This is a genomic window from Paenarthrobacter sp. NPDC056912, assembly GCF_042786555.1.
Classification (GTDB): Bacteria; Actinomycetota; Actinomycetes; order Actinomycetales; family Micrococcaceae; genus Arthrobacter.
This window is the reverse complement of record NZ_JBHUCD010000001.1, coordinates 181265-200690: the sequence shown is the minus strand read 5'-3', so window position 1 is coordinate 200690 and position 19426 is coordinate 181265. Positions and strand designations below refer to the sequence as shown.

The 19426-nt window shown below is 60.7% G+C and carries 17 protein-coding genes; 12 read left to right on the top strand and 5 right to left on the bottom strand.

Features of this window, described 5'->3' with window-relative positions; genetic code table 11:
- The first annotated feature begins 3 nt into the window (after positions 1 to 3).
- Entirely contained in the window at positions 4 to 297 is a 294-nt protein-coding gene (locus tag ACFRJ9_RS00965) for a Dabb family protein (RefSeq protein ID WP_377663438.1), read from the top strand.
- On the opposite strand, the gene ACFRJ9_RS00960 is transcribed toward ACFRJ9_RS00965, so the two are convergent.
- The gene (locus ACFRJ9_RS00960; RefSeq protein ID WP_377663436.1) at positions 294 to 1385 is read right to left on the bottom strand and encodes a LacI family DNA-binding transcriptional regulator; all 1092 of its coding nucleotides are present in this window, start codon (positions 1383 to 1385) and stop codon (positions 294 to 296) included. The genes ACFRJ9_RS00965 and ACFRJ9_RS00960 overlap by 4 nt on opposite strands.
- Before the next feature lie 186 nt (positions 1386 to 1571).
- Here ACFRJ9_RS00960 and ACFRJ9_RS00955 point away from each other — a divergent pair, with 186 nt between their 5' ends.
- The 7 genes from ACFRJ9_RS00955 to ACFRJ9_RS00925 all read left to right on the top strand — a co-directional run bounded on the left by ACFRJ9_RS00955 (position 1572) and on the right by ACFRJ9_RS00925 (position 10387).
- Complete coding sequence (locus tag ACFRJ9_RS00955) at positions 1572 to 2819, top strand: extracellular solute-binding protein (RefSeq protein ID WP_377663433.1); 1248 nt, start codon at positions 1572 to 1574, stop codon at positions 2817 to 2819.
- Positions 2820 to 2825: 6 nt separating this feature from the next.
- Complete coding sequence (locus ACFRJ9_RS00950; RefSeq protein ID WP_377663431.1) at positions 2826 to 3956, top strand: carbohydrate ABC transporter permease; 1131 nt, start codon at positions 2826 to 2828, stop codon at positions 3954 to 3956.
- Entirely contained in the window at positions 3953 to 4864 is a 912-nt protein-coding gene (locus ACFRJ9_RS00945) for a carbohydrate ABC transporter permease (protein ID WP_377663429.1), read from the top strand. Before ACFRJ9_RS00950 ends, ACFRJ9_RS00945 begins: the two co-directional genes overlap by 4 nt.
- Positions 4865 to 4950: 86 nt before the next feature.
- Positions 4951 to 6969 carry a glycogen debranching N-terminal domain-containing protein gene (locus ACFRJ9_RS00940; protein ID WP_377663427.1) on the top strand — a complete coding sequence of 673 codons (2019 nt, stop codon included), beginning with the start codon at positions 4951 to 4953 and terminating at the stop codon, positions 6967 to 6969.
- A 40-nt stretch (positions 6970 to 7009) separates the two neighbouring features.
- Positions 7010 to 8650 carry a polyprenol phosphomannose-dependent alpha 1,6 mannosyltransferase MptB gene (gene mptB, locus ACFRJ9_RS00935; protein WP_377663425.1) on the top strand — a complete coding sequence of 547 codons (1641 nt, stop codon included), beginning with the start codon at positions 7010 to 7012 and terminating at the stop codon, positions 8648 to 8650.
- A gap of 10 nt (positions 8651 to 8660) precedes the next feature.
- Complete coding sequence (locus ACFRJ9_RS00930; RefSeq protein WP_377663423.1) at positions 8661 to 9692, top strand: LLM class flavin-dependent oxidoreductase; 1032 nt, start codon at positions 8661 to 8663, stop codon at positions 9690 to 9692.
- 107 nt (positions 9693 to 9799) lie between these two features.
- Positions 9800 to 10387: a TetR/AcrR family transcriptional regulator gene (locus ACFRJ9_RS00925; protein ID WP_377663421.1), complete on the top strand. Its 588-nt coding sequence runs from the start codon at positions 9800 to 9802 to the stop codon at positions 10385 to 10387.
- 109 nt (positions 10388 to 10496) lie between these two features.
- Here ACFRJ9_RS00925 and ACFRJ9_RS00920 read toward each other — a convergent pair whose 3' ends face one another.
- Both ACFRJ9_RS00920 and ACFRJ9_RS00915 read right to left on the bottom strand, forming a co-directional pair.
- Positions 10497 to 12032, bottom strand: a complete 1536-nt coding sequence (locus tag ACFRJ9_RS00920; RefSeq protein WP_377663419.1) for an APC family permease — start codon at positions 12030 to 12032, stop codon at positions 10497 to 10499.
- Between the two features lie 203 nt (positions 12033 to 12235).
- Positions 12236 to 12649, bottom strand: coding sequence for a cupin domain-containing protein (locus ACFRJ9_RS00915; RefSeq protein ID WP_377663417.1), 414 nt, complete (start codon positions 12647 to 12649; stop codon positions 12236 to 12238).
- 355 nt (positions 12650 to 13004) lie between these two features.
- Here ACFRJ9_RS00915 and ACFRJ9_RS00910 point away from each other — a divergent pair, with 355 nt between their 5' ends.
- The 3 genes from ACFRJ9_RS00910 to ACFRJ9_RS00900 all read left to right on the top strand — a co-directional run bounded on the left by ACFRJ9_RS00910 (position 13005) and on the right by ACFRJ9_RS00900 (position 15858).
- Entirely contained in the window at positions 13005 to 13382 is a 378-nt protein-coding gene (locus tag ACFRJ9_RS00910) for a cupin domain-containing protein (RefSeq protein ID WP_377663415.1), read from the top strand.
- Between the two features lie 219 nt (positions 13383 to 13601).
- Positions 13602 to 14996, top strand: coding sequence for an NAD(P)-binding domain-containing protein (locus ACFRJ9_RS00905; protein ID WP_377663413.1), 1395 nt, complete (start codon positions 13602 to 13604; stop codon positions 14994 to 14996).
- 331 nt (positions 14997 to 15327) lie between these two features.
- Positions 15328 to 15858: a GNAT family N-acetyltransferase gene (locus ACFRJ9_RS00900; protein ID WP_377663410.1), complete on the top strand. Its 531-nt coding sequence runs from the start codon at positions 15328 to 15330 to the stop codon at positions 15856 to 15858.
- 17 nt (positions 15859 to 15875) lie between these two features.
- Here ACFRJ9_RS00900 and ACFRJ9_RS00895 read toward each other — a convergent pair whose 3' ends face one another.
- Entirely contained in the window at positions 15876 to 16922 is a 1047-nt protein-coding gene (locus ACFRJ9_RS00895) for a glycosyltransferase family 4 protein (protein WP_377663407.1), read from the bottom strand.
- 146 nt (positions 16923 to 17068) lie between these two features.
- Here ACFRJ9_RS00895 and ACFRJ9_RS00890 point away from each other — a divergent pair, with 146 nt between their 5' ends.
- Positions 17069 to 17767, top strand: coding sequence for a DsbA family oxidoreductase (locus ACFRJ9_RS00890; protein WP_377663404.1), 699 nt, complete (start codon positions 17069 to 17071; stop codon positions 17765 to 17767).
- A 69-nt stretch (positions 17768 to 17836) separates the two neighbouring features.
- On the opposite strand, the gene ACFRJ9_RS00885 is transcribed toward ACFRJ9_RS00890, so the two are convergent.
- A complete protein-coding gene (locus ACFRJ9_RS00885) occupies positions 17837 to 19375 on the bottom strand; it encodes an alpha-N-arabinofuranosidase (RefSeq protein ID WP_377663401.1) in 1539 nt (512 codons plus the stop codon).
- Positions 19376 to 19426: the final 51 nt, after the last annotated feature.

The following is a 19426-nucleotide window of genomic DNA, read 5'->3' as shown; positions in this document are numbered from 1 at the left end:
GACATGAACGCCATTACCCACACGGTGGTTTTCTCGTTGATTCACGAGCCTGGTTCGGCCGAGGAGACAGAGTTTCTCACGACGGCGGAACAGACGCTTGCGGAGATCGACGGCGTGAAGGACTTCTCCGTCCACCGTCAGGTCAGCGCCAAAAGCGACATGAACTGGCAGTTCTCCATGGTCTTCGCCGACCAGTCAGCCTACGACGCCTACAACGCACATGCTCAGCATGTGGCCTTCGTTGAGTCGCGATGGCAGAACGAAGTGGCTGCGTTCCAGGAATACGACTTCGCCTAAACACCCTCGGTTGGGATCACTTGGACCAACGGCCTGCGAACTATCAAGCTCGGAGGAAGAAGCCTGTGGGTTGGCGCTTGAGCTGCCCTGTCCGCCTGGATACGCCCGCCGTGTACTCCGGTGAGCAGTTCAAGGACGGCCTCTGCAACATCGTCAAGGGGTTGTTCGATGCTGGAGAGGCCGATGGAGGATGCAACCGGGGTGTTGTCGTAACCGATAACGGGGATCCGGCCTGAACTGTGCATGAATGCTCCCAAGGCGAGCGCATCGCTGGCGCAGACAACGCCGTCGATATTCCCGGGTGTGGACTCAAGCAGACCCATGGCGTCGGCCCCCGCGGTGACACCGTCGTCAACACTGACGTGCAGCGAGGCGATGACTTCATCGCTGAGTCCGCTCGCCGCCGTCATTGTTTCCTGCCAGCCGTTTCGGCGGTCGTCCCCTGTGCCGGAAGGGCTGGGCCAGCCGATGTAGGCGATACGCCTGGCTCCGGCGTCGAGAAGATGCTTTGTTGCCTGCTGGATGCCTTGCTTGCCGTCAACGTCTACCCACAAATGCTTCGGGTCGGTTCGGTCATCGGTGCCCCAGGGACGGCCGAAGGTCACGAATGGTTGGCCGTGGTCGATCAGCCATTGCGTTCGCGGGTCACCGTGGAAGGTTGACGTCAGAACGAACGCATCGACGTCGGCCCCCTCGCTTAGCCGTTGGAACTGGCGGATCTCGTCATTGCTGTCCGTTGCCGTAAACAGCAGCACCCGGAGGTTTCTCCGATCCGCGCTCTCGGTCAAGGAGCGCAGGAAGCGGTCCAGGACCGATCCGGAGATGCCATCCGCGGCCAGCGGATCGAGCCGGATTCCGATGGTGGCGCTCTTCTGAGTCCGCAACCTTCGCGCCGAAGCGTGCGGGCGATACCCCAGCCCGGCGATGGCGGCTTCCACTTTCTCCCTGGTCGCCGGCCGCACCAGCGACGGCGAGTTGAGCACGTTGGACACGGTCTGGCGTGAAACGCCCGCGACCTTTGCAACATCATGAATGGTGGGCAGTTGCCCCATGGTCTTCCCTCCCAACGCTCTTGACAGCTTCGACACGCATATGGGTAGTCTAGTCAAAACCAATTTGATCGTTCAAATTACTAGTTGGCAGGAAAATTTGAACGATCAAATCGTCGGGCTGACGGCATGTGCTTTCCTCACTCAGCAAGGCTTCGCCCAGCGGCGAGCTCTTGGTTTTTCCCCGTACCGTGCCAACACGCACACACAGTCAAGGAGTAGTTCATGCAAGGAAGCATCCCGAGCAAACTCATCGCAGGCGCTGCGGTCATCGCAGTATCCCTTGCACTTAGCGGGTGCGGTTCAGGGTTCAGCCAGGGAACGCCCGCTGCTGGGGGGCTCACCTCCTCGGACAGCGAACTCACCGTCATGATTGGCTCCAGCGGCGAAGCCGAGACGAAGTCAGTCAAGGAAGCTGTGGCCGGGTGGTCGACGGCGTCCGGCACCGCGGCTTCGGTGGTCACCGCCAGCAACATCAGCCAGCAGCTCTCCCAAGGTTTCGCTGCCAAAAAGCCGGCGGACGTTTTCTACCTTTCAACCGCTGCGCTTGCCGGCTATGCCTCCAACGGATCCCTGCTTGCCTACGGCGACCAGCTCGCCAACAAGGACGATTTCTACCCCAGCCTGGTCAAGACGTTCACTTATGACGGCAAGTTCTATTGCGCGCCCAAGGACTTCTCCACGCTGCAGCTCATCATCAACGCCGATATGTGGAAGCAAGCAGGATTGTCCGACTCGGACCTTCCCAAGACCTGGGACCAGCTTGAGTCTGTCAGCAGGAAGCTGACCACCACCGAACACATCGGCCTTGGTATCTCCGGCGAATATGAGCGCCTCGGCTCCTTCATGACCCAGGCGGGCGGCAACCTCATGAACGAAGGGAGCACGGAAGCCACCACCGACACTGACGCCAACGCCAATGCTTTGAACTACGTGAAGAGGCTCCAGGCATCCGGCGGACTCAAATTCACAAAGGACCTCGGTGCAGGCTGGGGCGGGGAGGCCCTGGGCAAGGGTCTGGCTGCCATGACCATCGAAGGCAACTGGATCACCGGTGCCATGAAGGCTGACTATCCCAACGTCAACTTCAAGGTGGCCGAGCTCCCGTCGGGCCCCGGGGGCAAGGGCACTCTTCAGTTCACCAACTGCTGGGGCATTGCGGCAGACAGCCCCAACCAGGCTGCAGCGCTCAAGCTGGTGGAGCACTTGACCGGCAAGAACCAGCAGCTGGCCTTCGCCAAAGAGTTTGGCCCCATGCCGTCTATCAAGTCCGCCGCGTCCGAATGGACTGCCGAGAACCCGGAGTTGGTCCCGTTCCTTGCCGCTGCCGACTACGCGAAGGGCGTCCCGGCAGCGAAAGGTTCGGCCGACGTCGTCACTGAGCTGAACTCCAAGCTGGAAACGCTGGCCACCAGCGATCCCCGTGCGATTCTTGCGGCCTCGCAAAAGAACTTCGAAGCACTGGCCCGGTAGCCGCAGATGACCACAAACAATAAAGGGTCTCGTCGCACCGGGGTCCGGCGCGACGAGACAATCTCCGGATGGCTGTTCACAGCCCCGACGATCATCCTTCTCGCCGTATTCCTCGCTGTTCCGGTCTTGATGGCCCTGTGGGTGAGTTTCAGCGACTGGGGTGGGCGCGGAAACCCCTTCTCAGGTGACGTCAATTTTGTGGGACTCAAGAATTACCAAGCGCTCCTCACCGACGGTGGACTCGCCGAACAGGACTTCGGCACCGCCTTGCGCAACAATGCCTGGTACGCGGTGCTGGTGGTGCCCTTGCAGACGGCCGTGGCGTTGTTCCTTGCCGTCCTGGTCAATCGTGCCGTCCTGCGGGGCCGCGGAATCTTTCGGACTGCCTTCTACTTTCCTTCCGTGACCAGCTCTGTGGCCATGACGGTCCTCTGGTTGTTCCTCTTCAGCGCCAGCGGGACCGTCAACAAGGTACTGTCCTGGCTTGGGATCAACGGCCCCAACTGGTTCAACGATTCCTCCGGCGTCATCCACAACCTCTTGGCATCGTTCGGACTGACACGGGGACCAACCGTTCTGACCGGAAGTGAGTTCCTTGGCGTTACGTGGTGGGACTGGCTCAGCGGGCCGTCCGTGGCCATGACGGCTTTGATCCTCATGGCGATTTTCACCACCAGCGGCACGTTCATGCTGCTCTTTATCGCGGCCCTCCAAAACCTCGGCGGTGATGTCACCGAGGCAGCAATCATGGACGGCGCGAATGGCTGGCAACGCTTCTGGCGCATTACCCTCCCCCAGTTGCGGCCAACACTCTTCACGGTGCTCACCCTGGGACTCATCGGCTGCTGGCAGGTCTTCGACCAGGTCTATGCGGGCACCGGCGGCGCACCCGGCAAGACGACGCTGACGCCTGCATACCTTTCCTACAACAGCGCCTTCGTCAATCAGCAGTGGGGGCAGGGTGCTGCCATGGCCTTCATTCTTTTTGTCATCATCGTGTTCTTCACGCTTCTCCAGCGATGGGTCCTCAGGGAACGCGGAGTTTCCAGGCGGCACAGACGCCTCTATGGCCAGCCGACTCCGGCAGCCCGAAATGGGCTGCCGACCCAGAAAGAGATCAGGGAGGTACAAAAATGACAGCAGTAACCGAGCAACAGGCTTCGCCGAAACATGATCTCCTCGTCCGGAAAAGTGCCCCAGCCCGGCCGCGGCGGCGCTCCACGGCGAACACCGCCGCCTGGGTCGCCTACGCCATCCTGGTCGCGGTCGCCGTCATCTACGTCCTGCCGTTCCTGGTTCAGCTGGCAACCTCCTTTAAGAACGACGCCGATGCTGCCGCCAGCCCGGTATCGCTCGTTCCGGAAACGTGGACGGCTGAGGCGTACCGGAAATTGTTCCTCAACTCCGACCTTCCAACGTGGTTCATGAACTCAACCATCGTCACTGTGGTGGTTACCCTGGGCCGCGTCCTGCTGGTTTCTCTGGCCGGCTACGCCCTGGCGCGCTTGCGCTTCCGTGGCCGCAACGTCGTTTTCGCGGCCTTGGTGGCAGTCATGGCAGTGCCCGGAATAGTGCTGATGATTCCCAAGTTCCTGGTCATCAACCAACTTGGCATCTACGACTCCTACGCCGGCATGATCATTCCACTGCTCACCGATGCCGCCGGTGTCTTCATCATGAAGAACTTCTTTGAGTCCATCCCGCCCAGTGTCGAGGAACAAGCGCGCATCGACGGCGCGGGTCTCTTCCGCGTGTTTTGGTCGATCGTCCTGCCCATGGCGCGGCCGGCCCTGGTCACCATCATCATCCTGTCGTTCCAAGGTTCCTGGAATGAGCTGGGACATTTCATTGTCGCCACCCAGGATCCCGCCCTGACTACCCTGACCAAGGGCGTCGCCGGCCTGGCCAGCGGACAACTCAGCGAGGGTTCGCAATACCCCATCAAACTCGCTGCTGCCGCCATCATGACCGTGCCGGTCGCCGTCGTCTTCTTCATCTTCCAAAAGCGAATCATGAACACCAGCGAAGGCGCCGTCAAGGAGTAAAACGAATCGGCCTTGGCGCAACCGCCTTGGCTTTGCTGTGCCCGGAATACTTTCAACACCCAATGCCTGAGAGGCGTGACTACCCCATGACCCAGACACTCCAGCCCTTGCTTCACGACAGCGCTGTACTCCTCGCTGCCCCCAGCCAAGCATGGTCAGCAAACAACGGCGACATGTTCGGCCGCGGAATTCAAGGCTTCTACCATTCCGACGTGCGTGTGCTCAGCGAGATCGACCTGATTGTTGGCGGCGAGCCTACCGAACACATCGCAACAACATCAGACGGCCCAAGAACATCAACATTCACCTCCCTGGCCCGTCATATCGACGACCACACAGCCGATCCCCGCGTTCGGATCGACCGTCAGCGCTCCATCGCCCCGGGTTCCCTGACTGAAACCCTCATCCTGGCCAACGCGCTGTCCGAGCCACTAACCACCACGATCTCAGTGTCCGTACGCGCCGACTTCAATGACATGCAGACCGTGAAAGCCGGCCTGCGGGACAACAACGAGGGAATCGCAACAAGGGCATCGGGCGACTCTGTGAACTTCGCGACCCCTTCTCTGACCGCAGTCTTGTATGCACCCGGGGCTACGGTTGTCGCCACCGATTCCGCAGCCTCCGTCTCGTGGGAGATGACTGTTCCTGCCGGGGAAAGCCACTCGGTCAGGTGGAGCGTCGATGTCCGCGATGACGCCGCGGTTGTGCACGGCGCTGCGAAGACCACCGCATGGTCGGGGGTGGAAATCGACTCGGGCGACTCCCGGCTCTCTTCCTGGGTTCACGCCGCGCTGAAGGACCTGGAGTCCCTGCGCATGGTGACGCTGGACCACCCCGATGAGGTGTTCCTCGCCGCAGGCGCTCCGTGGTTCTTCACGCTGTTTGGACGGGACTCGATCTGGGCCGCACGGATGCTCCTCCCCTTTGGAACCGAAACCGCCGCATCAACCCTGCGCGTCCTGGCAGCACTGCAAGGCACGCGGGAAGACAACCAAACCGCCGAACAGCCCGGCAAGATCATGCACGAACTCCGCGCCAAGACGCTGATCATTCCTGGCGAGAATGTGTCGCTGCCGCCGCTGTACTACGGCACTGTGGATGCCACGGCACTGTGGGTCAACCTGCTCCACGATGCCTGGAAATGGGGTATGCCCGACGCCGAAGTAGAGCAGTTGCTTCCTCATCTGGAAGCGGCCTTGGGCTGGCTGCGGGACTTCGGCGACAGCGATGGCGACGGTCTGATCGAGTACGCAGACACCACGGGACACGGATTGGCCAACCAAGGTTGGAAAGACTCAGGAGATTCCATCCAGTGGCGGGACGGCTCACTCGCCGAGGGTCCCATAGCCCTTTGCGAAGTTCAGGCCTACGCCTACGAAGCTGCAATGGGCGGCGCTGCGCTCCTTGAGCACTTCGGGCGCCCAGGCGAGGGATGGCGCTCTTGGGCTGCAGACCTCAAGGACCGCTTCAACGAATCCTTCTGGATCGGATCCCCCGACGGCGCGTACCCGGCAGTCGCCCTGGACGCCAACAAGCAGAAAGTCGACACTGTCACGAGCAACATAGGGCACCTCCTCGGTACCGGAATTCTCGACGCCGCCCAGTCGAAACTGGTAGCGCAACGCCTTTCTTCCCCCGAAATGAACTCCGGCTTTGGACTGCGCACTATGTCTACTGACTCTGCAGGGTACTGGCCACTGAGCTATCACGGCGGATCGGTGTGGGCACACGACACAGCAATTGCCATCTCCGGCTTGATTAGCGAGGGTTTCAGGGAGGAAGCCGCAGCCCTGATCGAGGGCCTGCTGAATGCTGCCGAAGGATTCGACTACCGCATGCCTGAGTTGCACTCAGGAGACTCCTCTGCCACAGCGTCATCGCCAATCCCGTACCCGGCGTCGTGCCAGCCGCAGGCTTGGTCTGCAGCGGCATCTGTGGGAGTCTTGTCCGCCCTGCTCGGTCTGCGCGCGGACGCCCAGGCGGGTAATCTCCAAGTAGAACCACTCAATACCGTTGCACCTATCAGCGTGCAGGGCCTGTCCTTCGCCGGCCAGCCGCTGACAGTCACGGTTGCGGCAGACGGCTCGGTGACACGCTCCTGAGTCTCCCTTGCCCTACTTTTAGTAAGGAAATCATCAGCCCTTGGCACTCATCAGCTCTGGCAAACCCACCGCCCCGGCTACCCTTGGAAGCTCATCCGCCGAACCCCACCAGGGACCTCTGACGTCAGCGACCACAGTGGACTACTGGTCCGGTGCCTTGGGGTCGGCGATGATGACCTTCGCCTCAATCGGCATCGGCTGGCTCGCGCCTATTTCCGAGCTTCGGCGCCTCCCGCTGTTCATTGGGATGCGTACGGAGTTCTGGGGCGTGGTGATTTCGGTTGCGCTCCTGACAGCCGGCGGCATGCTCTTGACTCGAGCATGGCTGCGGCTCGGTCAGGAGATCGGTTCGCGGGGCCAACAGGCAGCCCCCGCCGTGGTCCGTGCCATGTCCTTTTGGAGCCTACCGCTGCTGTTCTCCGTTCCTCTGTTCAGCCGTGATGTCTATGCCTACATAGGCCAGGGCCGGCTGATGCTCGAAGGCCTGAACCCTTACCAGTACGGGATCTCGGCGCTGCCGAACTATTTCCAATTGGGCGCTGACAAGATGTGGACCGAGGCTCCGGTTCCCTATGGCCAGGTGTTTTTGTGGATTGAGCAGGCCATAGTCGGACTGACTGGGCTGCACCCTGAGATGAGCGTCGTCTTGTTCCGCCTGGTCTCCATCGCCGGCGTCGTCATCTCCGCCTACTACATTCAGCGCCTGGCCCGGCATTTCGGCGTGGACCCGGCCAAGGCCCTATGGATTTCCGCTGCCAACCCGGTTTTCCTCACCTGCTTTGTCGCAAGTGTCCACAACGATTCGCTGATGATCGGCCTGGCCCTCGCCGGGTTGTACTACGCCCTTACCGGGCGGGCCAAACGCGGTGTGCTCTTGGTGACTCTCGCGGTGTCCATCAAGCCAATCGCCCTGATTTTCCTGCCGTTCATAGGGCTGCTCTGGGCGGGAAGAAACCCCACTTGGGGCCGTAAGATCCGTTCGTGGACGGCCGTGGGACTCATGAGCTTCAGCCTCCTGACTCTTTTAGGGCTGCTGGCCGGCACAGGATTCGGTTGGATTGACGGCATTTTTGATCGTGGCAGCATGTGGATCTGGTATGCACCGGTGGGACTGGCCGGGCTCATCGTGGCATCGATCGGGAACAGCTTTGGTGTGGACGGCTGGAACTGGGCGACGTGGGTTCACCTGGTGGGAAAGGTCGCCTCGATCATCGTTGTGGGTTGGCAAATTCTCCGCGGCGACAACACCGACGTCGTCCGACGACTGGCAATCGCTTTTGCGGCTTTGGTTCTCCTCGCTCCGATGATCCAGTCGTGGTGGATCCTGTGGTTCCTGCCCCTGTTTGCCGTGATCGGCATACCGCGGCAGTGGCACTTCAAGGCAATTCCCGCGCTCACCATCTTCTTCATGATCTACGCCATCTCGGACCAGATTGAGGTTTTCCCCTACCTGCAACCAGGGGACCTGACCTGGCCCCTGTCCTTTGCCCGCGGTTTGGCGGCGGTCTTGTCGATCGCTGCCGGCATTTACCTGATCTTCTTCGACCCAAAGACCAAAGCGTTGTTCACTGCGGCCCACACCCCCGCGCCCATCACAAAAGGTAACGTCCCGCCGTCGTCCTCGGTACCGGCACCTATTCTGGGCAGTAGCCGCCACCCGAGCCCAAAGCCCGAGTCCTGAAGGAAGTCCCATGCCCAGCCCCGACCATCCCCTCCGCAAGCTTGGATTCCTCACAATCGGACTGTTCGACCCCGCAGATCCGGCCGCGGGCCACCGCTCAACGTTGGAGATCATCGAACTCGGTGAGCAATTGGGGTTCGACAGCGCCTGGCTGAGGCACCGTCATTTGCAGTTCGGGATCTCCTCCCCTGTCGCGGTGATGGCCGCCGCCAGCCAGCGAACCTCCAGAATTGAGCTCGGCACCGCAGTGACCCCGCTGGGCTGGGAAAATCCTTTGCGTCTGGCGGAGGACCTCGCCACAGTGGATCTGCTCGCCGGGGGACGGATCAATCCGGGGCTGAGCGTAGGCGAACCCATGCACTACGACACCGTGAAGCATGAGCTGTTCCCGGATTCCTCGGAAAACGAAGACTTCTCCTATGCCCGCGTGGAACGGTTTGCCCGTCTGGTCGCCGGCGAGAAGGTCAGGGACTTCTCCGGCAAGCAGGGCGTTGTGGAGGAATTCTCAAACCGGGTGGAGCCGCACTCTCCCGGGCTGCGCGGCCGGCTTTGGTACGGGGCAGGCAGCGGGAAGTCGGCCGTCTGGGCAGGGGCCAACGGGTTCAACCTGCTGTCCAGCAGTGTGATCTTCCCGGACAAGGACCAGGAACCGGACTTTGCCAGGGTCCAGCAATCACAGATCCGTGCGTACCGCGAGGCCGCCGTAGCGTCCGGAAACCTTGCCCGGGTCTCACAAGGCTTGGTGGTGATCCCCACCGATTCCGCTTCGAAGGACCAGCGGGAGAAGTACCAGCGATATGTTGACGAACGCAGTCCCCGCACGCTGGCTCCACAGGGGCCGAAGGGCATGCTGTTCGCCCGGGATCTGATCGGCACCAGCGACGAAATCGCCGAGCAACTGTACGCGCATGCTGGTTTCCAGGAAGTGGACGAGGTGGCGTTCGCGCTGCCCTTTAGTTTTGAACACGAGGACTACGTGCAGATTCTTAGCGACATTGCCGGCAAACTGGGGCCTGCTTTGGGCTGGCAACCGGCCGCCTGACCCGGCCTGCGAGCTATCAAGAGCTGCCTGAAGACGGTCGGGGCGTAGGGACGGTCCCAACGGGAATACTCTTGTAGGAAATGACCTACGGGCGCAGGGAGGACACCGTGCGAATACCTTCAGAAGAACGAAAAGAACAGCTAATTGCCGCCACCGTGGAATTGATGAAGCGTGAGGGAGTTCAATCGGTAACGATGCGTGCCATCGCCAAGGAAGCCAATGCCCCGTTGGCTACTGCGCACTACTGCTTTGACAACAAGGACGTCCTCATGGAGGCGGCGGCCGGAGCTTGGTTGAAGAATCTGGGACGCTTCTCCCGTGACCTTCCCCTGCATTTGGGCCTGCGCAAGACCGTGGAACAGGTAGCCGATGGATACTGGCATTCACTGGTGGACGAACCCGCCAGTTTGCTCGCTGAATTCGAACTCATCCTGTGGGCAACACGCAACATCGGTTCGAGTCATGTTGCCGGGAAGATTTATCCGGCGTACGTAGTCGAGCTGGGAAATTTGCTGTCTTCGGCGGCCGAGAATGACAGCGAGAACTGCCAGATGGAAATTGCGACCTTGGTGCGGTCATTTCTGATGATCTTTGACGGCGCGGCAATTCAGTACATTACCGATCCCCAGGCGACGGACCATCGCGGCAACTTCCTCATGATGGTTGACGCGCTCCTGATCAAAGCGGGCCTCTAGGAAACCTGGCTACACCGTTGGGACGAGGATACCCAGTGGGCGCCTGGCCCACTGGGTATCCCGGACTCACCGTCCGTCATCCAGCCGTTTTCCGGTGGTTAGCCACGCATCAGCGGGCGGCGGGAACCGCCTGGGGATCGCCGTCCAGCTCGGAATCGGACGCGTTTACATCCTCGGCGTCGACGCTGCCCGGGGCTTCATTGTTCACAGACTCCTTGGCTGCAGCGGCCCCCTTATGGCGTTTTTGTTCATACTGCGTGAAGAACCAGATGGGGACATAGAGCGCCAAAGCAATGAATCCCAGCCAGGTTGAGGCCCAGCCGATCTCCAGGCTGTTCAGGTAAACGACGCCCACCAGGCAGAGGGGAAGGTTGAAAAGACCGAACAGCAAGGCCACGTTCTTCCAACCGGCAGGAGCCCGGAAGGGGCGTTCCAGACGCCGGAACGATGGGTGCCTCTTGGCCTTGACGTATGCAAAGAGGCTGATGCCGTTCGCGCAGGTGTAGCCGATGGCCGCCGCCGCAAGAATTGCCGGGATTGATCCCATGGAGATGAGGGCCACGTTGAAAGCTGCCGTGAAGAACATGGCAACCCAAGGAGTTCCGTGGCGGTTGGTTTTCCCGAATACTTTGGGAAGATTGCCTTCGGCTGACATCGAGTGCATGGCCCGCGAGGAGCCCAAATAAGCGGTCTGGATAATCAGGACCATCGCAGCAATCAGCATGACGATGGTGACCACTGATCCAACGCTGCCAAAAACAGCCTGGGCAACGGGGATCAGCGGCGAGATCGGTTCAGCCATCACACCGTCAACGCCCAGGACACCAATGACGGCAGCTTGAACCAGGACGTACGAGAAGAAGCAGATGATGCCGCATGAGAAGAGCGCTTTGGGCACGTCTTTTCCGGGCTTCTTGTACTCGGGGCCGTAGATGGCGGCCGTTTCCCAGCCACAAGCACTCCACTGGGCGATTGCGAAGATACCGAAGAGGATCAGTATGTGGTGCATGTCCCACGACCAGTCAGCAGGCAGCCAGCTTCCGGTGATGTTGGCAATGTCCACGTGTCCGGTTGCGAAGGGGGCAACGGTCAGGATGACCAGCGGAATCAACGAAACGGCAGCGAGGATGTAGCCGAGGATGGCACCGTCTTTCAGGCCGAACCAGTTGACCACGGACAGGCCGGCAAAGATCACCAGACCCGCGATCAGGGAGAGCTGGTACTCGGTGAAGGTTTCTGCCAGCGCCGGAAACAATCCGTGCAGGTAGCCGCCCACCAGCATGGCGAAGATGGCGAGCACCGGGTTCCATGCGAACCAATAGCTCCATGCGCTGAAGCCGCCGATCAGCTGGCCCTTGTTGAACCGGCCCTTGTGGTTTTCGGTTCGGAATACGTGCTGGGCGAAGCCTGGCAGACCGGAGGCCTTGGGAAAGGTTGTGGCAAGTTCCGCGTACGCCGTGTTCTGGAAGAATCCTTGAACAACTGACAATCCCCAGATAAGAATTGCGGCGGCGGACAAGTACATCGGCAGGTAGCCCAGGGAAGGCAATATCAGCAAGGGCACCCCCAGCGAAATGGCGAGTCCTTGTTTCCAGTCGATTGACCGTTTCAGGTGGTCGACTCCGTCCAATGTCTCTTGACTCATTAGATCTCCTTTGAATGGCATCAATATCTGCAAACTGACGTGTTTGCAGGCAGGACAATGTCACTGCATGCCGGATGGAATCACTCAAAGTGGCGATCAGAATGCAGTTAATTGCGCCGCATCGCGCAGGTGGATGCGAGATGAAATATTTCTTGTGCGAACGTCGGCATTTTGCCGCGGACGAATGGGGTGGAGCGGCTTGTCTAGAGCTCGAAGTATCGGAAGGAGTCTGACTCCAGGCCTTCCGGGTTTGGCCCGTAGATCGTGACCATCCGGGCATAGACCGGTGCCCAGTATCGGCCAAGTTGTCCGGGGTTGACCCTGGCAGCGTCGCCGGGTTTCAGGATGACGGTCTTGCCTTCACTTTCAACGTGAAGTTCACCTTCAAGAAGCACGTTGGTTTCGGTGTGAGGGTGGAAGTCCTCCCAGCCGCAAGCTTCCAACTCCCACTCCGAGAGTATGAAATCGGCCCAACGGCCCACCGGCTTGGAGTTGATGAATCGGCACCGCAACCGCGGCCACTCCTCTTTCATCGGGGTCATGGGTTCAGCTGACCAGAGGTCAATGACTTCCCCGGTCATTGGCGTCCGCATCAGCGGTGTAGGGGTTGTGGTCAAAGTTCTCACCCTTTCGTAGGTGTGCCAGCTGCGCCACAGAATCATCAGTGATTTCAAGGCCCATCGCGCCAATATGATGTGGGTCACAGCGATGCCAACTTTGACAGGAACGGATGTTCAAGTCAACGGTTCAAGGCAAAGAATTCTGCATGCAGGCAATCCAACGAATTTTTCATGAACGGTTGACTTGTACAAGCGTTCATGTCAACGTAATTCAGGCAAGGGGCGTGACACGCATCACAGACCTGAAGGCCCGACAAGCCGACGTCGCCCGGCGGTAAAGGGGCGATGAAAAGAACCAACAGTCCCGTGACACAGCTCTGCCGAAATCCTCACCATACTCAAAGGAGAAATCATGGAAACGCTTAACGGATCACTGAGCAAGGCTGGATCTATCCACAAAGTTGAAGGCGGCTACCTCGACCTTCCCTCGATGAACGAAGAAGGCTGCGACGCGGCAATTGGAGACTCCCTCTCCAACCCGGCCGGATCTGTCATGTGCGCCGGATTCTTCGAGCTGAAGGCATCGAAGCCCCTCGTTTACACCTACACGTACGACGAAATGAAGGTTGTTGTTGCCGGCGAATTCATCCTCACGGACCAGGCAACCGGCGAAGTAACCCGGGCCAAGGAACGCGACGTTCTGTTCTTCCCCAAGGGCACCACCGTGAAGTTCGAAACTCCCGATTATGCCCTCGGGTTCTTTGCCGGCGATCGCGATTTCGCAGCCTAGGAAATTCCGGGCCAAGGACCGACGGGTCAGCCGGGCTCCTGCCGGTCACCGCACTGGCAGGAGCCCGGCAGACCCTCTTGAAGTCCCGCGAAAGCAGCGGGAACAGGACCCATTTGGCTACCACGAACCGACGTTTGCGATTGCCGGCTCACGAAGTAGCTCAACTCATCGCCTCGCGCAGCGGAGGCACATTACATAACTCTGGAAGAGGAAAGCAGCATGACACTTCGAGTCGGAATCATTGGCGCAGGACCGAGCGGCCTGGCGCAACTGCGAGCATTCGAATCAGCACGGCAAAAGGGCATCGAAATCCCTGACATCAAGTGCTTCGAGAAGCAAGATGACTGGGGCGGCCAGTGGAACAACAGCTGGCGGATTGGTTTGGATGCCAGCGGCGAGCCGGTTCACTCCAGCATGTACCGGCACCTCTGGTCCAACGGGCCCAAAGAGTGCCTCGAGTTCTCGGACTACTCGTTCGATGAGCACTTTGGACGCCCGATTTCCTCCTTCCCGCCCCGCGAGGTCCTCTTTGACTACATCAAGGGCAGGGTCGAAAAGTCCGATGTCCGCAAGTACGTCAAGTTCAACACCGTGGCACGCCACACCACGTACAACGAGGCAACCCAGGAATTCACGCTGACGGTTGAGGACCTCCGGACCAACCTCACCGAAACGCATGTGTTTGACAAGCTTGTGGTTTCCACCGGCCACTTCCACGTTCCTGCGGTCCCCGAATTCGAAGGAATCAAATCCTTCCCCGGTGAAGTCATGCATGCCCACGACTTCCGCGGGGCCGAGCGCTTTGTGGGGAAGCGGCTGCTGATGATCGGCAGCAGCTACTCTGCCGAGGACATCGGGATGCAGGCCCACAAAATGGGCGCCGCCTCCATCACCATGAGCTACAGGAGCAACCCCATGGGCTACCACTGGCCCTGGAACACCGTTGAGCGCCCGCTGGTTACCCACTTCAAAGGCCGCACCGCATACTTCAGCGATGGCACCCACGACGACTTTGACGCCGTCGTGCTGTGCACCGGCTACCAGCACAAGTATCCGTTCCTGCCCAGCGAACTGTCCCTGAATTCCCGGAACGTGCTGTACCCGGCAAATCTCTACAAGGGTGTGGTCTGGCAGCAGAACACCAACTTGTTCTACCTGGGTGCGCAGGACCAGTACTACACCTTCAACATGTTCGACGCCCAGGCATGGTTTGCCCGCGACGTCATGACCGGAGTCATCGAGCTGCCCACCCTTGCAGAGCGCGACGCCGACATCATGCTCTGGCTTGAGCGCCAGGCGGCACTCCCGGACCACGACGCCGAGGCCGACTTCCAGTCGGACTACCTGCGTGAACTTATCGATGCAACGGACTACCCGTCCTTTGACCTCGACGCCGTTTCCCAGCTGTTCAAGGACTGGATGCACAACAAGCACACAGACATCCTGGGCTACCGCGACGCCATCCACCGCTCAGTTGTTACCGGCACCATGGCAACCAAGCACCATACCCGGTGGATCAACGCCATGGATGACTCTTTGGACCGATACCTCAACGGGCCTTCCCAAGAGGGAGCCGGCGAGTCGTCAAGGGTGCTGGTGGACGAACGCTCATAGTCCCATCGTCAACGACTTGGAGAAAAGCGGTGAGAAGGGCCTTTTGTCTGGCGGACCAGGAAGAGTGGGATGCGGAACTCTTCGCCTCGTTGAGCAGGACGGTCAGGTACGAGCTCCGGCACCACCTCCGGTGCCTCGCTTGCGGCGGAAAAGCGCTGTTCCGCAGCGCGTCCGTACAACGTCCGGCCCTGTTTGCTGCGCGGCATACGTCAAGCTGCCTCCTCGTCAACCATCCACCATGGGGCGTCTTCAGATACCTGCAGTAACAGCCGATGCGCCTAGGATTTCTTCTTAGGCGCATCAGCTGTCCACAGGCTCCGAGGGGGACCACATGACCGAGACCATCCGCACCGCACAGACGGACGACGCCGGGAAGCTGGCCGAGCTTGCCGCCGTCACCTTTCCGCTGGCCTGCCCTCCCGGCTCGTCGCCGGCCGACATCCAGGCCCATATTGAGAAGACGCTGAGCGAGGCCAACTTTGCGGACTACCTCGCCGACGCGAACATCACCATCCTGGTGCTCGACGACGGCGGGCAGCTTAACGGGTACACCATGCTGATCGCCAAACCGGCAAGCGACCCCGAAGTCGCCTCGGTCCTTTCGGCGCTGCCGTCCACAGAATTGAGCAAATGCTATGTGCACCCTGAACACCACGGCCACGGTGCAGCGTCACGCCTGATGAAGGCCTCGCTGGCGGACGCGGCAGACAAGGGCGCCGCCGGTGTCTGGCTGGGTGTGAACAGCGAGAATGCGAAGGCTATCCGGTTCTACGAAAAGAGCGGCTTCCAGCGGGTGGGCACCAAGTCGTTCACGCTGGGCAGCACGGTGGAGCACGACTTCGTCATGGAGTACGAGCTCTGAGCTGAATCGACGGAAGGCTAAATTGATGGAAGCGGCTCTGCCTTGGCGGCAAATCGTTCAATGACCCGCGCATAAAGTTCTACATGGTCCTCGGCCATTCGGGCTGCGGTGAAGTGGTCCTGGACTGAACGGCGGCACGCCTCCCGGCTGATGCCTTTCACGGCTTCGATGTAGGCTGCGAGTTCCTGGGCCGGGGCAAGAAAACCGTTCACGCCGTGGGACAGGATTTCCGGTGCTGCCCCCATCGAGGTCGCCAGGACTGGAGTTCCGGTGGCCAAGGCTTCGATCATCACCAGGCCGAAGGGTTCGGGCCATTGGATGGGGTTGAGCAGGACGAACGCATCACCCATCAGTTCGTATTTCGCGGGGTCGGACAGTTCGCCGACGAAGTCTTCGTTGGGACCAAGCATTGGTTCCACGACGTCATGGAAGAACTGTCGCTCGTCCGGGGCGTGCATTTTCGCGGCGATGCGAAGGGGAATGCTTGCCTGTCGCGCAACATCCACCGCCTCCAGGAGACCCTTGTCGGGACACATCCGGCCCACGAAACACGCGTAGCCTCCCAGTCCCCCGCCGACGGCGACCTGGGAGAGGTCCAGGCCATGGTGGATGACACCGGCGATGGGCAAATCAGGGACGCCGTTGGCTTGATCGTGGGAGATAGCGATGATGGCGGTGTCCTGGGCCATGTCCCGGTACAGGCCTGCGGTGCGTGGGGAGAGCGGCCCGTGGATGGTGGTCACCACGGGTATTCCGGTGGGACGGTGCGCGTAGAGGGGTCCGGCCAGGGTGTGGTCGTGGATGATGTCCACGTCCTGCAGGCCCGCATAGGCCTTGATCACGTGGTTCAGTTCGGACAGGCTGGTTCCCAATTCGTCGGGCTCGGACACTTCCAACCCGGGGACCAGGGGCACTGGGCAGGTACTGTCCGAGGCAGCAGCAAGGAAAACCTCGTGCCCGGCGTCCACCAAGGCGCAGGCAAGGGCGTCCACCACCCGTTCCGTGCCACCGTACTTCTCCGGCGGCACGGTAAACCATGGTCCAACGACGAGTCCGATGCGCATGCCGGGCCTCCGCGCGAAACCCCCAACTATAGGGCTGGCTTCATAACCCTTTCCAAGACTATTGGGGCCCCGGCTGCACAGCAACGGGTGAGCAAAATAACAGGCGTGTAAGGAATGCCTCCCGTGCTCGGAGGGTTGTCCACAACATGAAGATTGAGATCTGGTCAGACGTCGCGTGTCCATGGTGCTACATCGGCAAGCGCCGTTTCGAGACCGCCTTGGCACAGTTCCCGCACCGTGATTCAGTGGACGTCCAGTGGAAGAGTTACCAGCTGGACCCGACAATTCCGGAGCACTACGACGGCACGGAACTGGACTACCTGAGCAAGCGCAAGGGCATGGCTGCGGAGCAGGTCAAGCAGATGTTCGGCCACGTTACCGAGACAGCCAAGGGTGAAGGCCTCAATTACCGGTTCGACACCGTGGTGGTGGCCAACAGCTTCACCGCTCACCGCCTCATCCACCTCGCCGCAACGCACGGCCGCCAGGATGCCGCCAAGGAGCAGCTGCTGAGCGATCACTTTGAGCACGGCAAAGACATCGGAAACCAGGAGTACCTCACGGAACTCGCGGCCGCGCTCGAGCTGCCGGCGGACGAAGTCGCCGAACTCTTCACCACGGACAAATACACGGAAGAAGTCAACCAGGACATCAACGAGGCCCGCGCCATCGGCGTGACCGGCGTACCGTTCTTCGTCATCGACCGCAAATACGGCATCTCCGGCGCCCAGCCTGCCGAGCTCTTCAGCGAGGCCTTGAACCAGGCGTGGCAGGAAGCCAATCCGCTGATCCCCGTGGGCGCCTCCGACGCCGAGGCCTGCGGGCCGGACGGCTGCGCGGTCTAAGTAGCCCCCGCCGTCGTGCGTTAACCCAACTGGGTAACAGCTTTTGCTGTTACCCAGTTGGGTGCGCGGTTAGGCTTTCGCCACCTCAAGCTCGACGACGGACCAAGACAACGCAGGCAGCGTCAGGCGAAGTTCAGCACCAGTGGCTTTGACGCCATCCAACGCCTTCAAGCCGACGCGGCCCGGCTGCTCCTGGCTGTTGACCGTGAAGCGGTCCCCGCCTTCCGGTATTTCCAGGACCTCGGCCCGGACCACTTGCCGGGCGTCGAAACCGCGCAGCGCCACCTCGACGTCGGCGGCTTCTTCGAGGCCCCGGTTCGCGAAGAACAGCGCCACGCGCCCCGTTTCCTCATTCCACGTGGCGCTGACGTCCACCAGGTCCGTGCCGCCAAACCGCGCATTCTCGTACTTGTCCGAGTCCACCGAAAGCCGCAGGATCTGGCCCTTGGCGAGCTCGGCCATCCGCGCGAACGGGTGGAAGATGGTCTGCTTCCACGCAGGTCCGTTCTCCTCGGACAGGATGGGCGCAATCACATTGACCAACTGAGCCTGGTTGGCGATCTTGACGCGGTCGCCGTGGCGGAGCAGCGAGTTGAGCAGCGTTCCCACCACCACCGCGTCCGTGACGTTGTATTTGTCCTCGATGATTCGCGGGTGCTCGCGCCAGCCGGCCTTGATCACATTGTGCGGCTGGTCTTCGGTATCCAGGCCGCGCTGGTACCAGACGTTCCATTCATCGAAGGACAGGTTGATGTGCTTCTTGTGCTTGCCCTTGGCGCGCACGGCGTCAGCGGTGGCGATCACGGACTCGATGAAGTAGTCAGTGTCGACGGCGGTAGCCAGGAAGCTGCCAACGTCGCCGTCGCGCTCCTGGTAGTAGGCATGGAGGGAGACGTAGTCCACTTCCTCGTAGGTGTGCGTCAGGACGGTCTGTTCCCAGGCGCCGAAGGTAGGCATGCCCGAGTTGGAACTGCCGCAGGCCACCAACTCGATGGAAGGGTCGACGAAGCGCATGGCCTTGGCGGCTTCCTGCGCCAGGCGGCCGTATTCCTCGGCGGTCTTGTGGCCGATCTGCCAGGGACCGTCCATTTCGTTGCCCAGGCACCAGAGCTTGATATCGAACGGATCCTTGTGGCCGTTCTTGGCACGGAGGTCCGACCAATAGCTGCCGCCAGGGTGGTTGGCGTATTCCACGATCTCGCGGGCCGCGTCCACTCCCCTGGTGCCCAGGTTGATGGCTTCCATGATTTCCGTTCCGGCCTGCTTGGACCAGTCCACGAATTCGTGAAGACCGAACGCGTTGGTCTCCACGGTGTGCCAGGCACCGTCCAGCCGGCGGGGGCGGTCCTCCCGCGGGCCGATCCCGTCTTCCCAGTTGTACCCGGAGACGAAGTTGCCGCCCGGGTAGCGGATCACGGTGGCACCGAGTTCCTTGACGAGTTTGAGGACGTCCTGCCGGAAGCCGTTTTCGTCAGCCTCCGGGTGCCCGGGTTCGTAGATGCCGGTGTACACACAGCGGCCCATGTGCTCCACGAAGGAACCGAATAGGCGGCGGGGTACTTCGCCGATGGTGAAGTCGCGATCGAGGGTGATCCGTGCGCGTGACATGTGCAGTATCTCCTTGGTTGTGGTTCGGGTCCGGGTGTTTCAGAAAAGGGT

Bases quoted from the DNA above. Each gene is read 5' to 3' on its own strand.
- ACFRJ9_RS00965 (WP_377663438.1), top strand. From the start codon at position 4: ATGAACGCCATTACCCACACGGTGGTTTTCTCGTTGATTCACGAGCCT.
- ACFRJ9_RS00955 (WP_377663433.1), top strand. From the start codon at position 1,572: ATGCAAGGAAGCATCCCGAGCAAACTCATCGCAGGCGCTGCGGTCATC.
- ACFRJ9_RS00950 (WP_377663431.1), top strand. From the start codon at position 2,826: ATGACCACAAACAATAAAGGGTCTCGTCGCACCGGGGTCCGGCGCGAC.
- ACFRJ9_RS00945 (WP_377663429.1), top strand. From the start codon at position 3,953: ATGACAGCAGTAACCGAGCAACAGGCTTCGCCGAAACATGATCTCCTC.
- ACFRJ9_RS00940 (WP_377663427.1), top strand. From the start codon at position 4,951: ATGACCCAGACACTCCAGCCCTTGCTTCACGACAGCGCTGTACTCCTC.
- ACFRJ9_RS00930 (WP_377663423.1), top strand. From the start codon at position 8,661: ATGCCCAGCCCCGACCATCCCCTCCGCAAGCTTGGATTCCTCACAATC.
- ACFRJ9_RS00920 (WP_377663419.1), bottom strand. From the start codon at position 12,032: ATGAGTCAAGAGACATTGGACGGAGTCGACCACCTGAAACGGTCAATC.
- ACFRJ9_RS00910 (WP_377663415.1), top strand. From the start codon at position 13,005: ATGGAAACGCTTAACGGATCACTGAGCAAGGCTGGATCTATCCACAAA.
- ACFRJ9_RS00905 (WP_377663413.1), top strand. From the start codon at position 13,602: ATGACACTTCGAGTCGGAATCATTGGCGCAGGACCGAGCGGCCTGGCG.
- ACFRJ9_RS00900 (WP_377663410.1), top strand. From the start codon at position 15,328: ATGACCGAGACCATCCGCACCGCACAGACGGACGACGCCGGGAAGCTG.
- ACFRJ9_RS00895 (WP_377663407.1), bottom strand. From the start codon at position 16,922: ATGCGCATCGGACTCGTCGTTGGACCATGGTTTACCGTGCCGCCGGAG.
- ACFRJ9_RS00890 (WP_377663404.1), top strand. From the start codon at position 17,069: ATGAAGATTGAGATCTGGTCAGACGTCGCGTGTCCATGGTGCTACATC.
- ACFRJ9_RS00885 (WP_377663401.1), bottom strand. From the start codon at position 19,375: ATGTCACGCGCACGGATCACCCTCGATCGCGACTTCACCATCGGCGAA.